General features: G+C 54.6%; 10 protein-coding genes and 3 pseudogenes. 2 read left to right on the forward strand and 11 right to left on the reverse strand.

The window, feature by feature from the left end:
- Positions 1-191: 191 nt before the first annotated feature.
- The 3 genes from RAC79_RS22920 to RAC79_RS22930 all read right to left on the reverse strand — a co-directional run bounded on the left by RAC79_RS22920 (position 192) and on the right by RAC79_RS22930 (position 3,085).
- Positions 192-1,895 (reverse strand): AAA family ATPase, encoded by a 1,704-nt coding sequence (locus RAC79_RS22920; protein WP_374997564.1) that lies wholly within the window; start codon positions 1,893-1,895, stop codon positions 192-194.
- Between the two features lie 234 nt (positions 1,896-2,129).
- The gene (locus tag RAC79_RS22925; protein WP_374997565.1) at positions 2,130-2,420 is read right to left on the reverse strand and encodes a hypothetical protein; all 291 of its coding nucleotides are present in this window, start codon (positions 2,418-2,420) and stop codon (positions 2,130-2,132) included.
- Between the two features lie 32 nt (positions 2,421-2,452).
- Positions 2,453-3,085: a DNA cytosine methyltransferase gene (locus RAC79_RS22930; RefSeq protein WP_374997566.1), complete on the reverse strand. Its 633-nt coding sequence runs from the start codon at positions 3,083-3,085 to the stop codon at positions 2,453-2,455.
- 185 nt (positions 3,086-3,270) lie between these two features.
- On the opposite strand from RAC79_RS22930, the pseudogene RAC79_RS22935 reads away from it, so the two are divergent.
- Positions 3,271-3,443: pseudogene (locus RAC79_RS22935) on the forward strand (integrase); the annotation flags it as partial.
- A gap of 15 nt (positions 3,444-3,458) precedes the next feature.
- Here RAC79_RS22935 and RAC79_RS22940 read toward each other — a convergent pair.
- From RAC79_RS22940 to RAC79_RS22965, 6 genes and pseudogenes are all read right to left on the reverse strand, one after another.
- Complete coding sequence (locus RAC79_RS22940) at positions 3,459-3,872, reverse strand: PIN domain-containing protein (RefSeq protein ID WP_374997567.1); 414 nt, start codon at positions 3,870-3,872, stop codon at positions 3,459-3,461.
- A complete protein-coding gene (locus RAC79_RS22945; RefSeq protein ID WP_374997568.1) occupies positions 3,869-4,117 on the reverse strand; it encodes a type II toxin-antitoxin system VapB family antitoxin in 249 nt (82 codons plus the stop codon). The genes RAC79_RS22940 and RAC79_RS22945 overlap by 4 nt, the downstream gene beginning before the upstream one ends.
- Positions 4,118-5,172: 1,055 nt before the next feature.
- A pseudogene (locus RAC79_RS22950) lies at positions 5,173-5,930 on the reverse strand (isocitrate lyase/phosphoenolpyruvate mutase family protein).
- Positions 5,927-6,996 (reverse strand): annotated as a pseudogene (locus RAC79_RS22955) (bifunctional transcriptional activator/DNA repair enzyme AdaA). The pseudogenes RAC79_RS22950 and RAC79_RS22955 overlap by 4 nt, the downstream one beginning before the upstream one ends.
- A gap of 1,277 nt (positions 6,997-8,273) precedes the next feature.
- A complete protein-coding gene (locus RAC79_RS22960) occupies positions 8,274-8,669 on the reverse strand; it encodes an AAA family ATPase (RefSeq protein WP_374997569.1) in 396 nt (131 codons plus the stop codon).
- 113 nt (positions 8,670-8,782) lie between these two features.
- The gene (locus RAC79_RS22965) at positions 8,783-9,928 is read right to left on the reverse strand and encodes a site-specific integrase (RefSeq protein WP_374997570.1); all 1,146 of its coding nucleotides are present in this window, start codon (positions 9,926-9,928) and stop codon (positions 8,783-8,785) included.
- 192 nt (positions 9,929-10,120) lie between these two features.
- Here RAC79_RS22965 and RAC79_RS22970 point away from each other — a divergent pair, with 192 nt between their 5' ends.
- Positions 10,121-11,260, forward strand: a complete 1,140-nt coding sequence (locus tag RAC79_RS22970; RefSeq protein WP_374997571.1) for an RHE_PE00001 family protein — start codon at positions 10,121-10,123, stop codon at positions 11,258-11,260.
- A 113-nt stretch (positions 11,261-11,373) separates the two neighbouring features.
- Here the strand turns inward: RAC79_RS22970 and RAC79_RS22975 are convergent, their stop codons facing one another.
- Together RAC79_RS22975 and RAC79_RS22980 are read right to left on the reverse strand one after the other, a co-directional pair.
- The gene (locus RAC79_RS22975; RefSeq protein ID WP_142845874.1) at positions 11,374-11,964 is read right to left on the reverse strand and encodes a hypothetical protein; all 591 of its coding nucleotides are present in this window, start codon (positions 11,962-11,964) and stop codon (positions 11,374-11,376) included.
- A gap of 80 nt (positions 11,965-12,044) precedes the next feature.
- Positions 12,045-15,281, reverse strand: a complete 3,237-nt coding sequence (locus tag RAC79_RS22980) for an ATP-binding protein (RefSeq protein WP_161987965.1) — start codon at positions 15,279-15,281, stop codon at positions 12,045-12,047.
- Between the last annotated feature and the right edge of the window lie 104 nt (positions 15,282-15,385).

A 15,385-nucleotide genomic window follows, 5' to 3' on the forward strand; every position in this document is an offset into this window, starting at 1 on the left:
TTCCACCCGTTGAATTTAACCCGACCATCCTCTGACAGAACGTGCCGGGTGGGTAGAGCGGCAACCACGCCATCTATTCACTGCTTCGGGCAATGCGGAGCAGTTTTGGCTGCATAATCGGTAAAGAGCCGAACCGGAGCACGATCATATTGCAACTGAACACGGGGAACTTTAGAGCTCCCGAATATTCTTTATTGCATGATCGACATAAGTAAATCCCGTAGATCGGTCGCAATCTGTCCTTTTTGATTAAAGGGTATCACCCGCGAGAAAGAAGTTCGATTTTGGTAGCCTCGGGCTTCTGCGGCCGTACGGATTGCATCTCTAAGGTCTTTCCCTAAAATTGAATACTGGGGACCGTGGATAGTGGCCTCTGCTAGCACTTCATCGTCGGCATATTGCGGCAAATCGCCTTGCTTATTCAATTTGGTGGCAATATCGTTGCGCTTCTTACGACGTTTTTTCTGCGCTTTCTCTTCTTTGTGGCACAAATCACAGGCATCTGTAAGTAGGGCTTGAGCTTCAAGGATAGTAATGTCGAAGTGGTCTGCGATTACAGCTTCATTTCCCCAATAGGCTTCGACGTCAGAAAACTTAGTGCACCAAAATGCCAGGCCATGCGTCTCATACGGGGCTTTCAGCGCATCAATCTCATTCGGCATTAGAAAATCGCGGTCTCTATGGACTATGATTTTGAGGCTGTCAGCTGAGGCGCTGATAAAATCGTTTATAACCTCTGCTTCCGGTACCTTACTTGAACCACGGACTGGCCAGATCGCGGTTTGCCTGTCAAGATGGGGCCATTGCGCCAAAATAGTTCGCAGCATACCTGCGTCCTCATCCTCTGTGATCAATAATGCGCGTCGGTCCAGCAGTCCCCAGCCCATAAGACGGCGTCCCTCCGTATCGCCGTCTGGCTGCGGCTCGCCGTCCTTCATCCAAATCACTTTTGCATCAGCAGGAAGGGCTCTTACCACGGAGGGGCTATGCGTCGTTACTACCACTTGTGTTTGAGTAAAACTTGCAGCCTCTACCAAAACTGTAACCAATCGTTCCTGGGCAGTAGGATGCAGATGGGCGTCAGGCTCGTCGATCAAAATCAAACGCGGCTGAAAATACAAAAGATATGCAAAGATTTGAGTGACCTGTAGAAACCCAATACCCGCAAGCTCCAAAGGCTTGAAGCTTGACATGTTACCTGCTTGGAATTGAGCACCAATTTGAGAGTCGTGTCGCTCATTAAACCAAATGTCGAGTGTAACGCCTCCCATGACCTGCCCCAGATATTGTTCGAGCAGTCTCAAACCATTGACACCTTGGACCTGGGTTTCCTTTAACAACAGTAAGATGTTCCTGAGAACCGTGTTAGCGTCTCCGGCCGCCGCTAGCCGATGCACAATGGCCGGACTTCTTTTCTCTTCTGCTAACGGGATGCCAGCAAGCCCCGGAATGTAGGCCGTGAACTCCCGACCATCGCGAAGCGCAGTTGTGAACGGGTTGGATGCGGGGACATGAACCAACACACCCTCATTACGCGCAGATTTCAGCCAAAGATGGGCATTTGCTGGGCTGCCGTCGTCCAACTCAGCTTCGACATAGAGATCAAGCTGAGGCGTGCCAGTGGTATTGCCGTAGTCATAACTGTTCGCTGCACGGCTATAGCTCTGAGAAGGCATATACGTTGCGTCTCTCTGGGAGAGAGTCCGCCCCTTCGTTTGAGTGCCCTCAGGTCTAACTGATTGGCTCCTGCTGGATTGAAATACCCAATGCATCGCCTGAAGAACGGAGCTTTTCCCAGAACCGTTGGCGCCGACTATGGCGGTGAAGTCGGCAAGTTCAATAGACGCGTCGGCGACAGCTTTGAAGTTCTTTATTTGAATTTTTTTTATTTTCATTGTTTCTCTCGGTCATGTCGCTAAACAACTGTCAAATACTGTTCTTGCCATATCGCGGTCCGGCACGTTGCGATTGCGGCGAACATTCCGATTTAGAAAGAGAGGTAAGATCAAGGGTTGGCTCGGAGGTCCGGCGATCATAGCCATTCACGAAGCTACCAAAGGTGCCGAGCGATTGTCTTAAGGCTTTCCATCGGGGTCCATTGCGCTTCACAACGCAGCGCCTCAATGGCGCTAGTTCTTTGCCACCGTCAGCACCGCCCTTGCAAAAGCTTCTGTGGTACTTTTTTGATCTGCCCGCATCATCGCCTCCACAATTGATCCGAAAACTTCAGAAGAACTAATAATCTCAACCTCTGTAACCCCACCGCCCTTCGACGGGATACTTGTGGTAATAATTATTCCCTTTTTATAGTCAGTATAGCCCTCAGAAAACGGGACAACTTTCACAGTAGAGCCGCGCTCCCGGGTCCATGTCGTTGCAGTCGCCCCACCACGTCTGACGAGTGATTTTGTTAATTTCAATTCATGCCTCCTGGATAAAAACCGCGTGAAAATCACGGCTTGGATAGCAAAGCTCTAATTCTCTCTTTCATGTTCTCATGCGTCGTATTGAGGTCGTTTTTAGCGACTTGGCTCAATAAACCAGTATGGCCGACGGCATTGCGGGCAGGCTTGTAACGAACGGCGTCCCGGTATAGTGACTGATTGCCATCTGACTCCTTTTTACCCTCTGCTAGCGCCGGGACATTTTCCATAGTGACAAAGTCAGATTTGACCGCGGCCGCCAGTGAGGCGAACGAATGAACCAAATCCCATCGAGGGTCTTCGTCGTATCGTTGTTTATACGTTGAGAAGGGTTGACATGGTGCACAGCCCGCTAGAATCGATGGCCTGCTTCCGGTAAAGTGCGCTCGAATTTCCTCAGGAGTTAGTCTTGCGACATCGCGCGCATGGAACTTCGCTTCATTGTTGGTTTCAAATGCAAACTGGCACCTTCTGTCCGTGTCGTATCCGGCTTTGATAGTGAGCCCCGCTCGCTTCAGCCCGTGACTCAGCGCGCCTACACCACAAAAGAGGTCAACAACCTCCCCACCAATACTATCGCTGCAAACCATACCAGACCCAGTTTTATTTCGAATCATCGCCACGGGCATTTGTACATTATTCCGAAAAAAGTTAACCGACATACAACTTTAAGCCTACATCACCCGAATTTATGACCTGACGTTGATTTTTCGTGTCTGCCAAGAAAGGAAGGCTGGAAGAGAGACCGTAGATGCCTTGGACACTCTCCCAAAAACGCTAACGATCTCATGGTAGGACGGAGTGTCCAAGCTTTGCCGAAGCCCCTGTTTTTCTTCAAAATCAGGGGCCCGGGGAGTTTTCTGCGTACGGTTTGCGGTCAGGATATTGACGGAGGCCGCCGATCGCGGCATTCCGCTGCCTGAGGCGATAGAACATTCGCGCCATTGATCAGTCCAACAGGCGTCCAGCTACTACAACAACGCGACAAGGCGAAGCGGGCGTGCGGCCCGATTGTTGTAGGATCCGATATCACTGTTAGAATTGCCAAGGCGAGATCAATTCGAGTCCCGTTGTTTCGAAATCTTTGAGGTTTCTGGTCGCCAACCGGCCACCATTGATCCGCGCTATCGCCGCGATCATGCCGTCCGGAGCCGACATCCTCCTCCCCTGCCGCGCAGCGTCTTCCATGATATCGCTATAGGCCAATGCTGCTTCTTCCGTGAAGGCAAACATCTTGTCGGAGAACCGGCGACGCCAGCTCACAAGTCCCTCTTCCAAGCGATCTGCTCGCTGATCCGGCCTGATCTTTTGAATATCAAAAGCGAACTCAGCAACTGCAACCGTCGGCAATGCCAATTCGGCATCGTGGCGAACCAGCCATGCTATGACCGCAGAATCGGGAGCTTTCTTGAAAGTCTCAGACATCACATTCGTGTCCAGAAAAATCAAAGCTCTACGCTTTTGTGAGCGCGTCTGTTTTCATTGATGATACTGTCGAAATCGATATCCGTACCCGACTGCGATGAAAGACGGCTATAGAAGTTCGCAGCGGGTTCGCGTCCCGCCTCTCGAGCCTCATAGGATTCGAGCGCGCGCTCGACGATGTCGGCAATCGTGCGATTTTCTCGGCGGGCGAGCTTATGGGCAAGGTCGCGCGCTTTGGAACTGCGGACAGATAGTTGCGAGGTTACCATTAAGTGCTCCTTCCTCTGGATCAAATTTAACTTAGAACGACATAGCCACCAAGATGGCATCTGCCATTTTGATGGCTATCCGGTGTTTCTGATTTGGCGGCCTGTGTTTTTGGCCATCATGCACGGCCGTCCCGCGTGGAGTCCAACACGTACCCTCCCCCCGAACGCCATACTCCAAGCAATTTCGCCGTAAACGGCCACCAAAAGGCATTTCACGCTGGTTTTAACCAGACCGCCGTCCGACATCGAATTTCGAGTCTCGCGGGCCTGCATTTAGGTCATAAAACACGCTTGCAACTGTTCAATTTCTCGCGCATTGCTTATCTGCACAAAGCACCGAATATCGCGCGCGAAAATCATCAGTGTCTACAATGCTGTGGGCTACGTCGAGAAAAACGACACCAACCTCTATACCCCAAACAATCTGACCGCCAATAAGGAGGGTGACGGACCGGTTCACGTGAAGTTTGGCGACTGCTCGGGCAAGACCGCTAATTGTATCCCGATCACCGCTAGTTGGAATTGCGCGGTAAGGCTCGTGGGCGGCGGCAGAAATTCTTGACGGCAGTTGGTCCTTCCCTGAAGCGGTTCCCGCACCTCAGTAGCGGGCGAAGGTAGAACCGGCCTTTCTTGGCCGAAGGTATCGCCACGTTCAACAAATTCCAGCGCAGTCCGATGGGATGCAAATCTGCGTCCCCGCTACGCTCCTAATCCCAGCCTTTGCGGCCGCACACGGTCACCAGTCTACATCTGCGCAACTAATTGGTCTCCCGCCCATCTGGCGTCGCTTCTCGCCTCTGGTGAGGCTGCGTTTGAATCATGTAGCGCGCCTGCAACTGACAAATTCGCACGCCTCCGTTCTTTACAAAACACCTGAAGAACGCGTGCGAAAATCATGGCAAGCGGCATCTGCCAATCAGTTCGCCCAAAACGCCTTATCGACTACGCCACGCTTCTCCACCGACGACCAGGTCCATGAGGTGCAGATGGACGAAGTGGCTGCTGAGCACTAAAGGGCCAAGGGAATAAGCTAATTTCCGGAACAACCTTCCAAGTTACAGAAGAGCGTTCGCTTCTTCTTCAACGGCAGAGATGAGAGCGATATATGGTGCCGGTCTAAACTGATGCGGGCCACGCCCAACTCGGTTAACCTATGGACGTCCTGGCTGCTAGTTGTCATCACATTAACAGGCATTGTTGCCGCGTCACAGACTCGGCGGATCAACGCCTCATCTGTCAATCCAGGAACGAGAAAGCCGTCAGCGCCGGCCGCTGCATATGCTTTCTCACGGACAAGCGCTTCCTCGACTAAATCAGCGTGTGCGGTTCCCTGAGCGGCTTTTAGGAAGACGCCTGTCCGGGCATTGATGAATGCTGGAACGCCGGTAGAACCGGCTGAATGGCGAGCCGCGAGTATCCGAGCGGCCTGATCCTCAACACCATAGAGGCCGGGGCCATCCACGATCTGGTCCTCAAAATTGAAGCCGACAATGCCGAGTTCTAGTAACCTTCGGACGTTCTTCCCGACAATTTCAGGATCGGCAGCATACCCACCCTCAAAATCGACGGTGACCGGTAGCTTCACCGACTTTGCGATTCTCATGACAACTGCAAGCATCTCCTCTAAGGGAAGCTGGTGGCCATCTGCGTAACCTTGGGCAGCAACGGACTAGCTGCCGGTCGCAACAGCTTTTGAACCAGCGCGCGCCACGGCAAGGGCACTTCCGGCATCCCAGACACTAAAGAGAAACAGCGGGTTCGACGGTTTATGTAAGCTTCGAAAATACTGGGCTTTTTCGATCTGGGATGTCATGCAGGGTATTCCTTATTTACTGTTTTTTGTTGTCGCTCGATTTCGATCAGCCGCTGCTTGCGCCAGAGGTCTCCGCTATATCCCGTCAAAGGTCCGTCTGCTTCGATGACCCTGTGACATGGAATTATGAGAGCTGTTTGATTGGCACCATTGGCACGTGCCACCGCGCGAATTGCGGTGGGGCGACCGATCTGACGTGCAATTTCGGAATAGGTTCGGGTTCGAGAGCTGGTATTTCGCGCAATACGTCCCACACGCGTTGAGTGAAGGGGCCGGCGGACATCGCAAGTGGTGTTGAAAACCTGTCGCAACGCGCCGAAAAATAATCAGTGAGTTTTGCCGGGGCCTGCTCCGAGATGGGCACGCTGCCGACACCGATACCCTCTTTGGACACCTGCTGGAGCTTCTTGAGCTCTGCTGGCAGGCCTTTTCGATCCACGAATTCTAAAAAGACGAAGATGGCTTTGACTACTCACGGCGATCATGTGGCCGAGCGGCGTCGGTATCCATCTTGCCCATAGCAGCTTGTCCGATTGCAACTTCGATGGAGATTGGCCGAGTAGACGCGCGAAAGCGGAGCGAAACGCGCTGGCAGATTTAAGGCTGGCCTCGTGCTGAGCCGAAACAACTTTCCCGTCAACGGCCAGCGTCTCGAATCCTTGGCGGAGCCGTCGTTGACGCGCCATTTCAAGGAACGTCATTGCGAATTGACGTCTGAAGCTCCGCCGCACGGTTGAGGGGTCATAACCGAGTTTGATCACATGGTTTTCAGACCAACGAAGGTCAGGCCGCATGTCGAGAGCATGCAGGAGGGCCGCAATCGTCGGATCAGTAAGTGCAGCCGCCTGAAGAGGATGGCAACGCTTGCAAGGGCGGTATCCAACCTCAACGGATTCGCCGATCGTGGGGTAGAACGTGGAGTTTTCGCGCTTAGGTTTTCGCGCAGGGCAGGTCAGACGACGAAAACGCTGGTTGAAGCGACACACACGAAGACTTGACCATTGAAACGTTCATTTCGGGCCGGTAAAGCTGCGTAGAGTTTGTCAGGGTCCGGAAGATCAATTATCGTGCGGAATTCGTAGCCTTGCTAAAGACAACACGCCGCCGGCTTTCGGGCGTCTATTCATCTTTCCGCGTTGACCGGATCAAATTCCGCGCTTCCGCCGCTCCAGCAGCTTCAATCCGTTTGCGCAACAGGTCCCCTACCCTGCCACGCAGTTTCTCCAACATTATTTTGCAATTGGCCAATGCCGCTTCTTCCGTGAAGGCAAACATCTTGTTGGAGAACCAGCGACGCCACCTCACAAGTCCCTCTTCCAGACCATCTGCACGCTGATCCGGTCTGGTCTTTTGGATATCAAAGCGATTACACCAACCGCCCTCGCTATTACCGGGCATTCCCTGCCCTGCCTGCGCCCGAGGCGCTACTGCTTAGATTCTTTGCTCAACGCCTGTGGGATCTCGGAAACCGCGCCAGCGACCCCATTCACGGCAGGCCTGTTGAAGTAGGTCCGGACGCACTCCGTTAGGATAGTCCGGGTTATATCCTCTTAGGTCGGGCACCAAAACCTTGTCAGCTGACAAGGTTTTCGTCTGATCCGAGATGCACTGGTCCGTGAAAAAATGGTACTTCGACAAGCCTGGGGCAGACTGCCACTGCGAAACCTTGTCAGCGGGCAGCGCATTCTACTGAGGAAATGCGAAAAATTCGCAGCCGCTCGGTTCTCTGACGGTGCGCCACGGACACGACTAACGCCGTAAACCTTGTCAGCTGACAAGGTTTCCACCATCCGGGTTGAACTGGTTCGTGAACGCGCGGGACTTCGGCACTGCGCTTTACACTAGAGTGCTGGCTCTGGAGGTTGCGGACGGTCCGCCAGGGGAGGAATGGTTGCTTTCAACGTTGCTACTCGGACCTATTCCCGGACAAGACCAGAGCTAATTTAAATTTCAAGGCAAGCGTCGGAACTGGCGATATAGCAAAGCCGCTTTTTGCGGAGGAGGAGAGGGGGCGGGGCTCGTTGCATCGGCAACAAGCATCCCCGTATTTAGTAAAGCGCGTCAAAGCACCACCCAGAAGATCGAGCTGCGCGATGGCCGCAGAATGGGCTTCAGTGTTGTTGAATTCTTCCGTTTCCGTCGCTTGCGAATAGGATGTTGGAGGTCTTCACGCCCGCAAGTGGGTCCTGATCCTCGGCCGGCCATTGGCGATGAGCGTCACGTCGCCCGCGCCGCGTCGTGAGACCTCCGGTGTAGTCTCCATGGAGAAACTCCTTGTCACTCGCCCATGGAACGACAATCACAGATCAGGCGAGTGCAGGCAACGTGCGGGCAGAACACCGGTCACGGTAAATCTCGACGTGACCAAAGCCTGTCGAGCGTGTGGTCCGGCACTTCTACCCCGTCGACGGGTTGGATTCCAAGATTGGCAATGCGGCAAGCTAATGCTTCCCCGGATTGTTTGAGGTCGATCGAAGCGTAGCCAAGCAGCAGAAACTCGCCAGTGCGCCGTCCGGCAGGGCGATTGAGATCGATCAAGCCCCGCAGAATTTGGAATGCGTTTGGCAGACGATGAACTTCGTCACGGATGACCAGCCTGATATAATGGCTTGCAAGATAGAGTTCTGGTTCCGCCAGTTTGGTCCGATCCGCCTCCGGCTCCAGATCGAGATAAGTCGAGGGCCGGCTTTCGCCAATATTGCTTGCCGATGTCGTTTTACTGACCTGACGACATCCCAACAGCGCCCCGCAGGGCTTTCGTTGACCATGTGTCGGAGTTCGGCTTCAATTCTTCGTTTAATCAGCCATGCGTTCATGGATTTGTGTTCCGTGATTGCAAGGAGGAAAATCAATTATGTTAGGAGTCTGGTTGCCCGACCGCTTCTCCGCGTGGCATTGTTATAATAGCTCGAAGCCTGCTGCACCGATCGATGGCGCGACTGTTCCATTGCTTCGGGGAGGGGGATGCCGCGATTGGCGGCTTCCGTCAGATACCCTGACCGCAATCCGTGCGCCGAAAACTCCCCTGGCTCCAACCCTGCCATTTTGGCTCGCTGCTTGAGAATGGCATTGATCGACTGCGGGTCGAGCGCCCGCTTCGAAACTGTATTCCACCTGCCAATCCCCCGAAACACGCTGCCTTTTTCAATGCCTGCGACTGCCATCCAGGCATTAAGCGCCTCCACCGGCTGGCCCGTCAGGTAGACGATCTCATCTTGCTCGCCGGTGGTTGTTTTCGTCCGGCCGAGATGGATAGCGAGAGAGGGGAGGGGACGGCTGTCGGGCACTTCGATCGGAGCCTCGACAGTCAGTTGCTCGACGCGCAGTGAGGCAATCTCGCTGCGTCGGCGACCACCCGAGGCAAAGGCGACCATCAGTATCGCCCGATCGCGAACGTCGCGCAGGCTGTCACTTGCGCACGTGGCTAGCAGCATTTGCAGGATGTCCCCTGTGACCGCTTTTGCGCTTTTTCGACGGCGCTTTCGGGGAACAGCACGAACTGCCAACCGGATCGCCTGTTTGAGGGCAGGGGAGGCGAAAGCGCCATTAAGACCGCGCCATTTGGTGAGTGTCGACCAACTAGCCAGCCTGCGGCGCACCGTATCAGGCGCGTGCGGGCCGATGGATTTCAGAAAACCCTGGCGCCTGAGATTCTCGTCAACATCGGCGGGCATGCCGTGGTTGGGGTCGCCTGCGCGCTTTTCCGGATCCCACAGATGATGGGCGACGAATTTGAGCAATAGGGCTTCAGGTGCTGGCCATGGTAGCGATTGTCCGGTCGAAGCCAGCCCCCAGGCCTCGAGATAAGTGAGATCGGATGTCAGTGCGCGCAGCGTATTGTCGCCCATGCCCTGGTTGACGAGGTGACGCAGCGTCTCGACGTCTTCATCGGTCAACAGTTCGGCGAGTTCGTCGCGGCGTTCGAGCGGCAACACCGATGCGATGGTGTCGAGTTCTTCGGCGCGGCGCTCGACGGCGCTCAGCGATGTTTTTGGCACGGGGCGCTCCAAAAGAATGCGGGTTCTGGCGGCCGTCAGGACGGGGATTTGCTACGATTTTCGGTGATTTGCGCCGCGAAATCAACTACCATCGATAAGGGATACTTATCGATGGTTAGGCGTGGCCTAGAGCATCATATGGAGTGAGGAATAATAACTCCGAGATAGATTTCCTTTAGCAAATCATTTACCATGATTTCAATGGCTTACGATCTCGGGAAAATCAGCATAAGTACCCTGATGCGGCCGGCTTTCGACGCCGGCATCGCGCTCACCCGTCTCGACGAGCGCATTGCCCGCTCGCCGGTTGGCCAAGGCTTCCTCGAACGCATGCATTTTACCGATGCCTGCGCTTCGCTGTGGATTGATGGCGAACTTGTCCATCTCGAAGACCTCGTCCTCCATGACGCCACTCGCGACATCCGCACCCCGACCCATGAGCTGACAATCGCCCGCGACGTGCTGCGCACTCGTCGGCGGATCGCCGGCCAGCTCCCCGGCTGGGCGCTGTCGGCAGACGGCGTCCGCACTCTCAGAAAAACCGCAGAGATTACGTTGGCTGACACGGAAGAGGTGCAGGCGGTCGGTGCCATCCGGCGCGCCGTCGCGGACGATCCGGAAGGGGAGGGGCAAGATGTCGACGACATCGAAAACCTTCCTGGCGTCGACTATGCCGCCATCGATGCGGTATTGGCCCGATCAGAGGCGGCGATCCAGAGTGCCACACGGCCTGGCCGGGCTGATGCCGGCGAACGAGACCCTCTCGTCTATGATCTTGACTGGGACGAAGACGCACGGCTCGACGAATGGCGCAGCGTGTTGCGCCAGACCGAAAACTTGCCGGCAATGCTGCAGGCGATTGTCGCCCTTGATGCCTGGAACGAGCTTGCCGTCCTGCAGCACGCACCATGGCTCGGCCGGCTGCTGGCGGCGTCGATCCTGCGGGAAGCCGGCATCACCACTGGCGCCCACCTCGCCGCCATCAATCTCGGCTTGAAAACCATTCCCGTCGATCGCCGCCGGCATCGCGATCGGGAAAGCCGGCTGCTTGCGATTGCTAACGGTTTTCTGGCGGCCGCCGAGATCGGCGTGAAAGAACATGACCGGCTGACCCTGGCGAAAACGATGATGGATCGAAAGCTCGAGGGGCGGCGGACCTCCTCTAAATTGCCGGAGCTGGTCGAGCTGGTGATGGCAAAGCCGCTGGTGTCGGCCGGGATGGTGGCGAAAACGCTCGAGGTGACGCCGCAGGCGGCGCGGCGGATCGTGTTGGAACTTGGTCTCAGAGAGATGACGGGGAGGGGGAGGTTTCGGGCGTGGGGAGTTGTGTAGCCTGATCACTCTTTAAAGACGGCATAGCTCGTCCCGCGCGACCGGCGGAAAGGAGCCGATGGCGTTCAACTTGAGCGTAGCAGCCGGGATCGTGGATTTGCGCGCTTTAAGACCTAACCACCCTGGTTCTTGTATGAAGCCATGGCCCTGGGATCGAGACCAGTAGAGTCCTTCATTAAGTTGATGAACTCCAGAGCAGTCTCATGAAACATTTTGGCGTGCTGTAGGTCGACTAAGCTGAGGTAGTCTTTATGACGCCACTTTTTATGCAGTTTTCGGGTAGCCTCTGTCGTATCCGTTATAATCGTCGGCTCGATTTCATAAGGCGAAGCATGTGTGACCAGATTGCGCCAATGCTGCATTTTCTCGATCCGCTGAAATAGGGCCTTCGATTTATCGACTTCGATTCCTGCGGCACGGCAGAGCAGGTCCATTTTATCCCAGAACCGTTTCGTGTGCCGGTATTTGTCAAAGTCGAACGCTTCGAACCTCGCATCACCCTTCATAGTGAAGGCAATGGAGGCTGAGAAGCTTTCGATTGCTGCAAAGGCCAGGACCATTCCGCCGGTAAAGTAGGCAAAGCCCATGGACATGTTGCCGGTTCGCTCTTGCTGATCTGCGGCTATGCCCGCTTTGATAAGCTGGGTAGCTGCCAGCATAGTCATGTCCCAGTCGTGACTTTGCGCCGAGTACTCGTAAGCCATCAACGTTCCATATCCTTTATGTCAACATGAGCGCGGGGCAAACTTGTCGTTCCGTCCTGTTCGCCGCCCATTAAGGCTGTTTACTCAATCCTTTTTGGGTTCGCCACGTTTGAAATCCGGGCGACGATATCCTGCGCAACCTCCATGACTTCCTTCGCCTTTACCGGGGCGTCTCCCTCAGACATCTGAAGTGCGACACTCAGCGGCTCCAGAAATTCTTTGGCTGGTGATGCCTCAATTAAGGCGAGGGCTTCTTTCGCGTTCCCCCGGCGCGCCAAAGCGATAGTCGTGTCTACGACGCCCGGGAGGAGTTCCCGACGATTTGAAAGCGCTGCCATCGCCTCGTTAAGGAAGGGCATTGCTTCGACCGGGTCGCCGTGCTCCGCCAATATCAGCGAAAGAACCAATTGTGCTTCTGGGAAATCCGCGGTGATGTTCAGGCTTTGACGCAGGTCTTCTATGCTATCGACGATCGCGCCTCGGGCACGCTTCACCAGTGCTCGGGCGAGAAAGACCCTAGCATCGGCAGGATTGGTCTCTACCGCCTTCTCGACCCAATGCTCGGCGGCAATTGGATCGTTCTCCAATTCGATCGCGATCTGCGCGAGACTGGTCATCGCGGTGATGCCCTTTGGGTTCACATCGAGTGCTCGGGAAAAGAATGCCTTGGCTTCCTCTGCGTTGCAGGCTCGAGTGGCGATCCCTCCATGCAGCGTCAGGCTACAATAGCAACGGGCATTTGCATTTACGGCGCCGTTGAGGAACGGTCTTGCCTCTTCATCCTGTCCACGGTGGATGAGAAGCGCTGCAAGTTCCTTATGGAGCATGCAGGGTGCATCGTTGGTTGAGGCCAGCGATTTTCGCAAAACTGCTTCTGCATCGTCCAGCCTGCCAGGTCGCTGCTGCAAAAAGCGAGCATATTCATAAGACGGATACGAGCCAGCATTCGGAAGAGATATCGCCTTCTTGTATGCATCTTCCGCTTCAAGCCAGTCTTCGTTCTTCGCCAGGATCTCAGCCCGCGTAATCCAACCTCCGACTGAATCTGGGTCGAGCTCGATGGACTTGCCGCTCGCTTCCAGCGCAAGACGAAAATCGGAGTCCACGGCCGACAATGTCTCTGCATAGGCCTGCCAATAAAAGCTCTCGTTCGGTTCGAGGCCTAATAGCTTCTCGAACGCCTCTGCTGCTTCCCGATGCTTTCGCAGGGTGCGATGGAGCATAGCCGCGAGGTTGAACCAAGCGTCGACCGACGCTGGGTCATACTCCACCGCCGACCTAAGAGTTTGTTCGGCTTCTTCGGCTCTCCCAAGGACCAGCAGACATTGGGCCAGAAATTGCCTAGCATCGTCCCAGTCGGGATGTTCTGCAACCGCCTGCTGAAGCAGCTTCTCTGCTTCTTCAGCACGCCCAAGGCCTGGACCCAGCACCGACGTCAGCTTCACAAGCGACTCTTCGATGTCAGGCGCAACTTCCCATGCTCTACGATAGAGCATCAGCGCCTCGTCCAGATCGTCGTTGTGGTATCGGATGTCACCCAGCGTAGCTAACGCAATTACGTTGTCAGCATCGAGATCTAGCGCCTGCTTAAGGTGGCGTTCGGCCTTCTCTGCGTCCCTTATCTCGCTATACAAGAGTAGCCCGTACATCGAATGAGCAGTGCTGGAGGCCGGCAAGCAGTCAACGGCGTTGGAGGCGGCTGTAACAGCGTCTGTCCGTCGATCGGACTCCTTGCTCAGCAGGAAAGCCAGTTCCAGCCACAATGTGCCGTTGGTGGCATCGTTTGCCAGAGCGTCACGAAGAAGAGATTCGGCAATGTCTGGCTTGTCATCATTGATCGCCGATTTAACCTGCGACAGCAGGGCCTCATAATGCCTTTTTTTTCTCGGCGCCTTCTTCGCAACAGTTCTCTTTTGGAAATCCATTTGCCTCTCAGTTGCTGCGAGGGCGGACCTGAACTCGGCATCATCCTGAAGTGGAGATAGGAAGTCCGCTGGCGTCTGAGAAAGTATTTTTTGGCGGGTTTCGCCACTCGACTGAGCAATGATGGCATTGAACGCTGAATGATATTCCTGTCGCCGATGCGGATGGAGTAGACACGCTTCAGCAACGAGCTTTGCTGTAGTGTCAACAAGCTCGTCATTCTTGTAGTATTGCGTCATGAAGGCGACAAGAGCGCGGACGCGGCTAGAGGGGTGGCTCCGTCGCCGCATAAGATAGTAAATGTTGAAGAGTCTTTCAGTTGCATGATAGCTGACCGCCCGCCCTTTTCCCGGAAGTTTGATGACTGATCCTCGGTCAGCGAGGCGTCCGAGCATTGCGGATGCAATATTGACATTCACGCGGGCATTTTGAGCGACTTCTTTCGCCGTGCTGGGATCCCAGATGTCAAGGAGCGCAGCGAATACCTTCCGCTCTGTTGGCGGTAGATTATCGAGCTGGCTCTTAAAATACTCGGTGTTTTGGTCGATTAGCTGATTCAGATTTTCCATCAGGTTTTGGAGTGAAGGCGATACTGTGAACTCCGCCATAATCCTCATCAGACGTGGGCTCCCTCCCGTCAGGATTTGGATTGGCCTAATGCGTTCCGAGCGTACTTCCTGGTTTGTGAGGGCGGCCCATAACTCCGTGCACTCGGCGAGATCAAGCGGTTGCAGCGAAACGATTTCGAAACGCTGATAAAGCCACTTCGTGTCGTCCGGATCCTGACTATCGTCAGCACAATCCTTGACGGAAGTCCCCAGCAGCATCAGCGACGGCTCGGCATTGAAGATTGCTTCCAGGGTTGCTGCATCTGGCCCAATTTGCTCCCCGAGGATCATGTGTAGATTTTCAACGATCAGAAGCAGCTTCTTGCCCGTGTGCTCAGAAAATCTCCGCAGCTCTCCCACTGATACCTTGAGGAGATCCGCTTCACTCTGTTGCTTCTCGGCAAGTTCGAATGCGCGAACCCATTGTTCATCTTGAAGCTGATCCTGAAGATGGAAGAGGCATTCGAGAAAGAATTCGCCCGGGGTGGTAATGTTGTAGCTTTCCTCGCCGAGGATAAGTGGAAACCAATCAGCTGAAAACTCGTGGTTCAAGCGCAACTCGGCTAACACGCGCCTTACTATGGTTGTCTTGCCGGCGCCCCGTGGTGCGGAGACTAAGACATTTTTGTTTGTCGGGGCGTTCGTGTTCGCCGAAATCTGACCCAGAATCCGCGCGAGCTCTTTTTTGCGAACTACAAAAGACTCGATGACCTCTCCATCGGTCAAAAAGCTCGGGTTGAATTTGTACGGCAGAGAGGATGGTTTGGCGGCTTCTTTTTCAATCATTGAATCTTTCCAACAAAATTGTTGGTACCCCTTGAACGACTCGCTTGTTGCCATCATATTTGTTGGCAACAATTCTGCTGGCAAAATGACATGGGCTTGATCTA

It is taken from the genome of Agrobacterium sp. LR_9, from assembly GCF_041954855.1.
Classification (GTDB): domain Bacteria; phylum Pseudomonadota; class Alphaproteobacteria; order Rhizobiales; family Rhizobiaceae; genus Agrobacterium; species Agrobacterium leguminum.

What these genes read in the sequence shown, in the direction of transcription:
- RAC79_RS22920 (WP_374997564.1), bottom strand. Translation starts at nt 1,895, where the DNA reads ATGAAAATAAAAAAAATTCAAATAAAGAACTTCAAAGCTGTCGCCGAC.
- RAC79_RS22930 (WP_374997566.1), bottom strand. Translation starts at nt 3,085, where the DNA reads ATGTCGGTTAACTTTTTTCGGAATAATGTACAAATGCCCGTGGCGATG.
- RAC79_RS22945 (WP_374997568.1), bottom strand. Translation starts at nt 4,117, where the DNA reads ATGGTAACCTCGCAACTATCTGTCCGCAGTTCCAAAGCGCGCGACCTT.
- RAC79_RS22970 (WP_374997571.1), top strand. Translation starts at nt 10,121, where the DNA reads ATGATTTCAATGGCTTACGATCTCGGGAAAATCAGCATAAGTACCCTG.
- RAC79_RS22975 (WP_142845874.1), bottom strand. Translation starts at nt 11,964, where the DNA reads ATGGCTTACGAGTACTCGGCGCAAAGTCACGACTGGGACATGACTATG.
- RAC79_RS22980 (WP_161987965.1), bottom strand. Translation starts at nt 15,281, where the DNA reads ATGATTGAAAAAGAAGCCGCCAAACCATCCTCTCTGCCGTACAAATTC.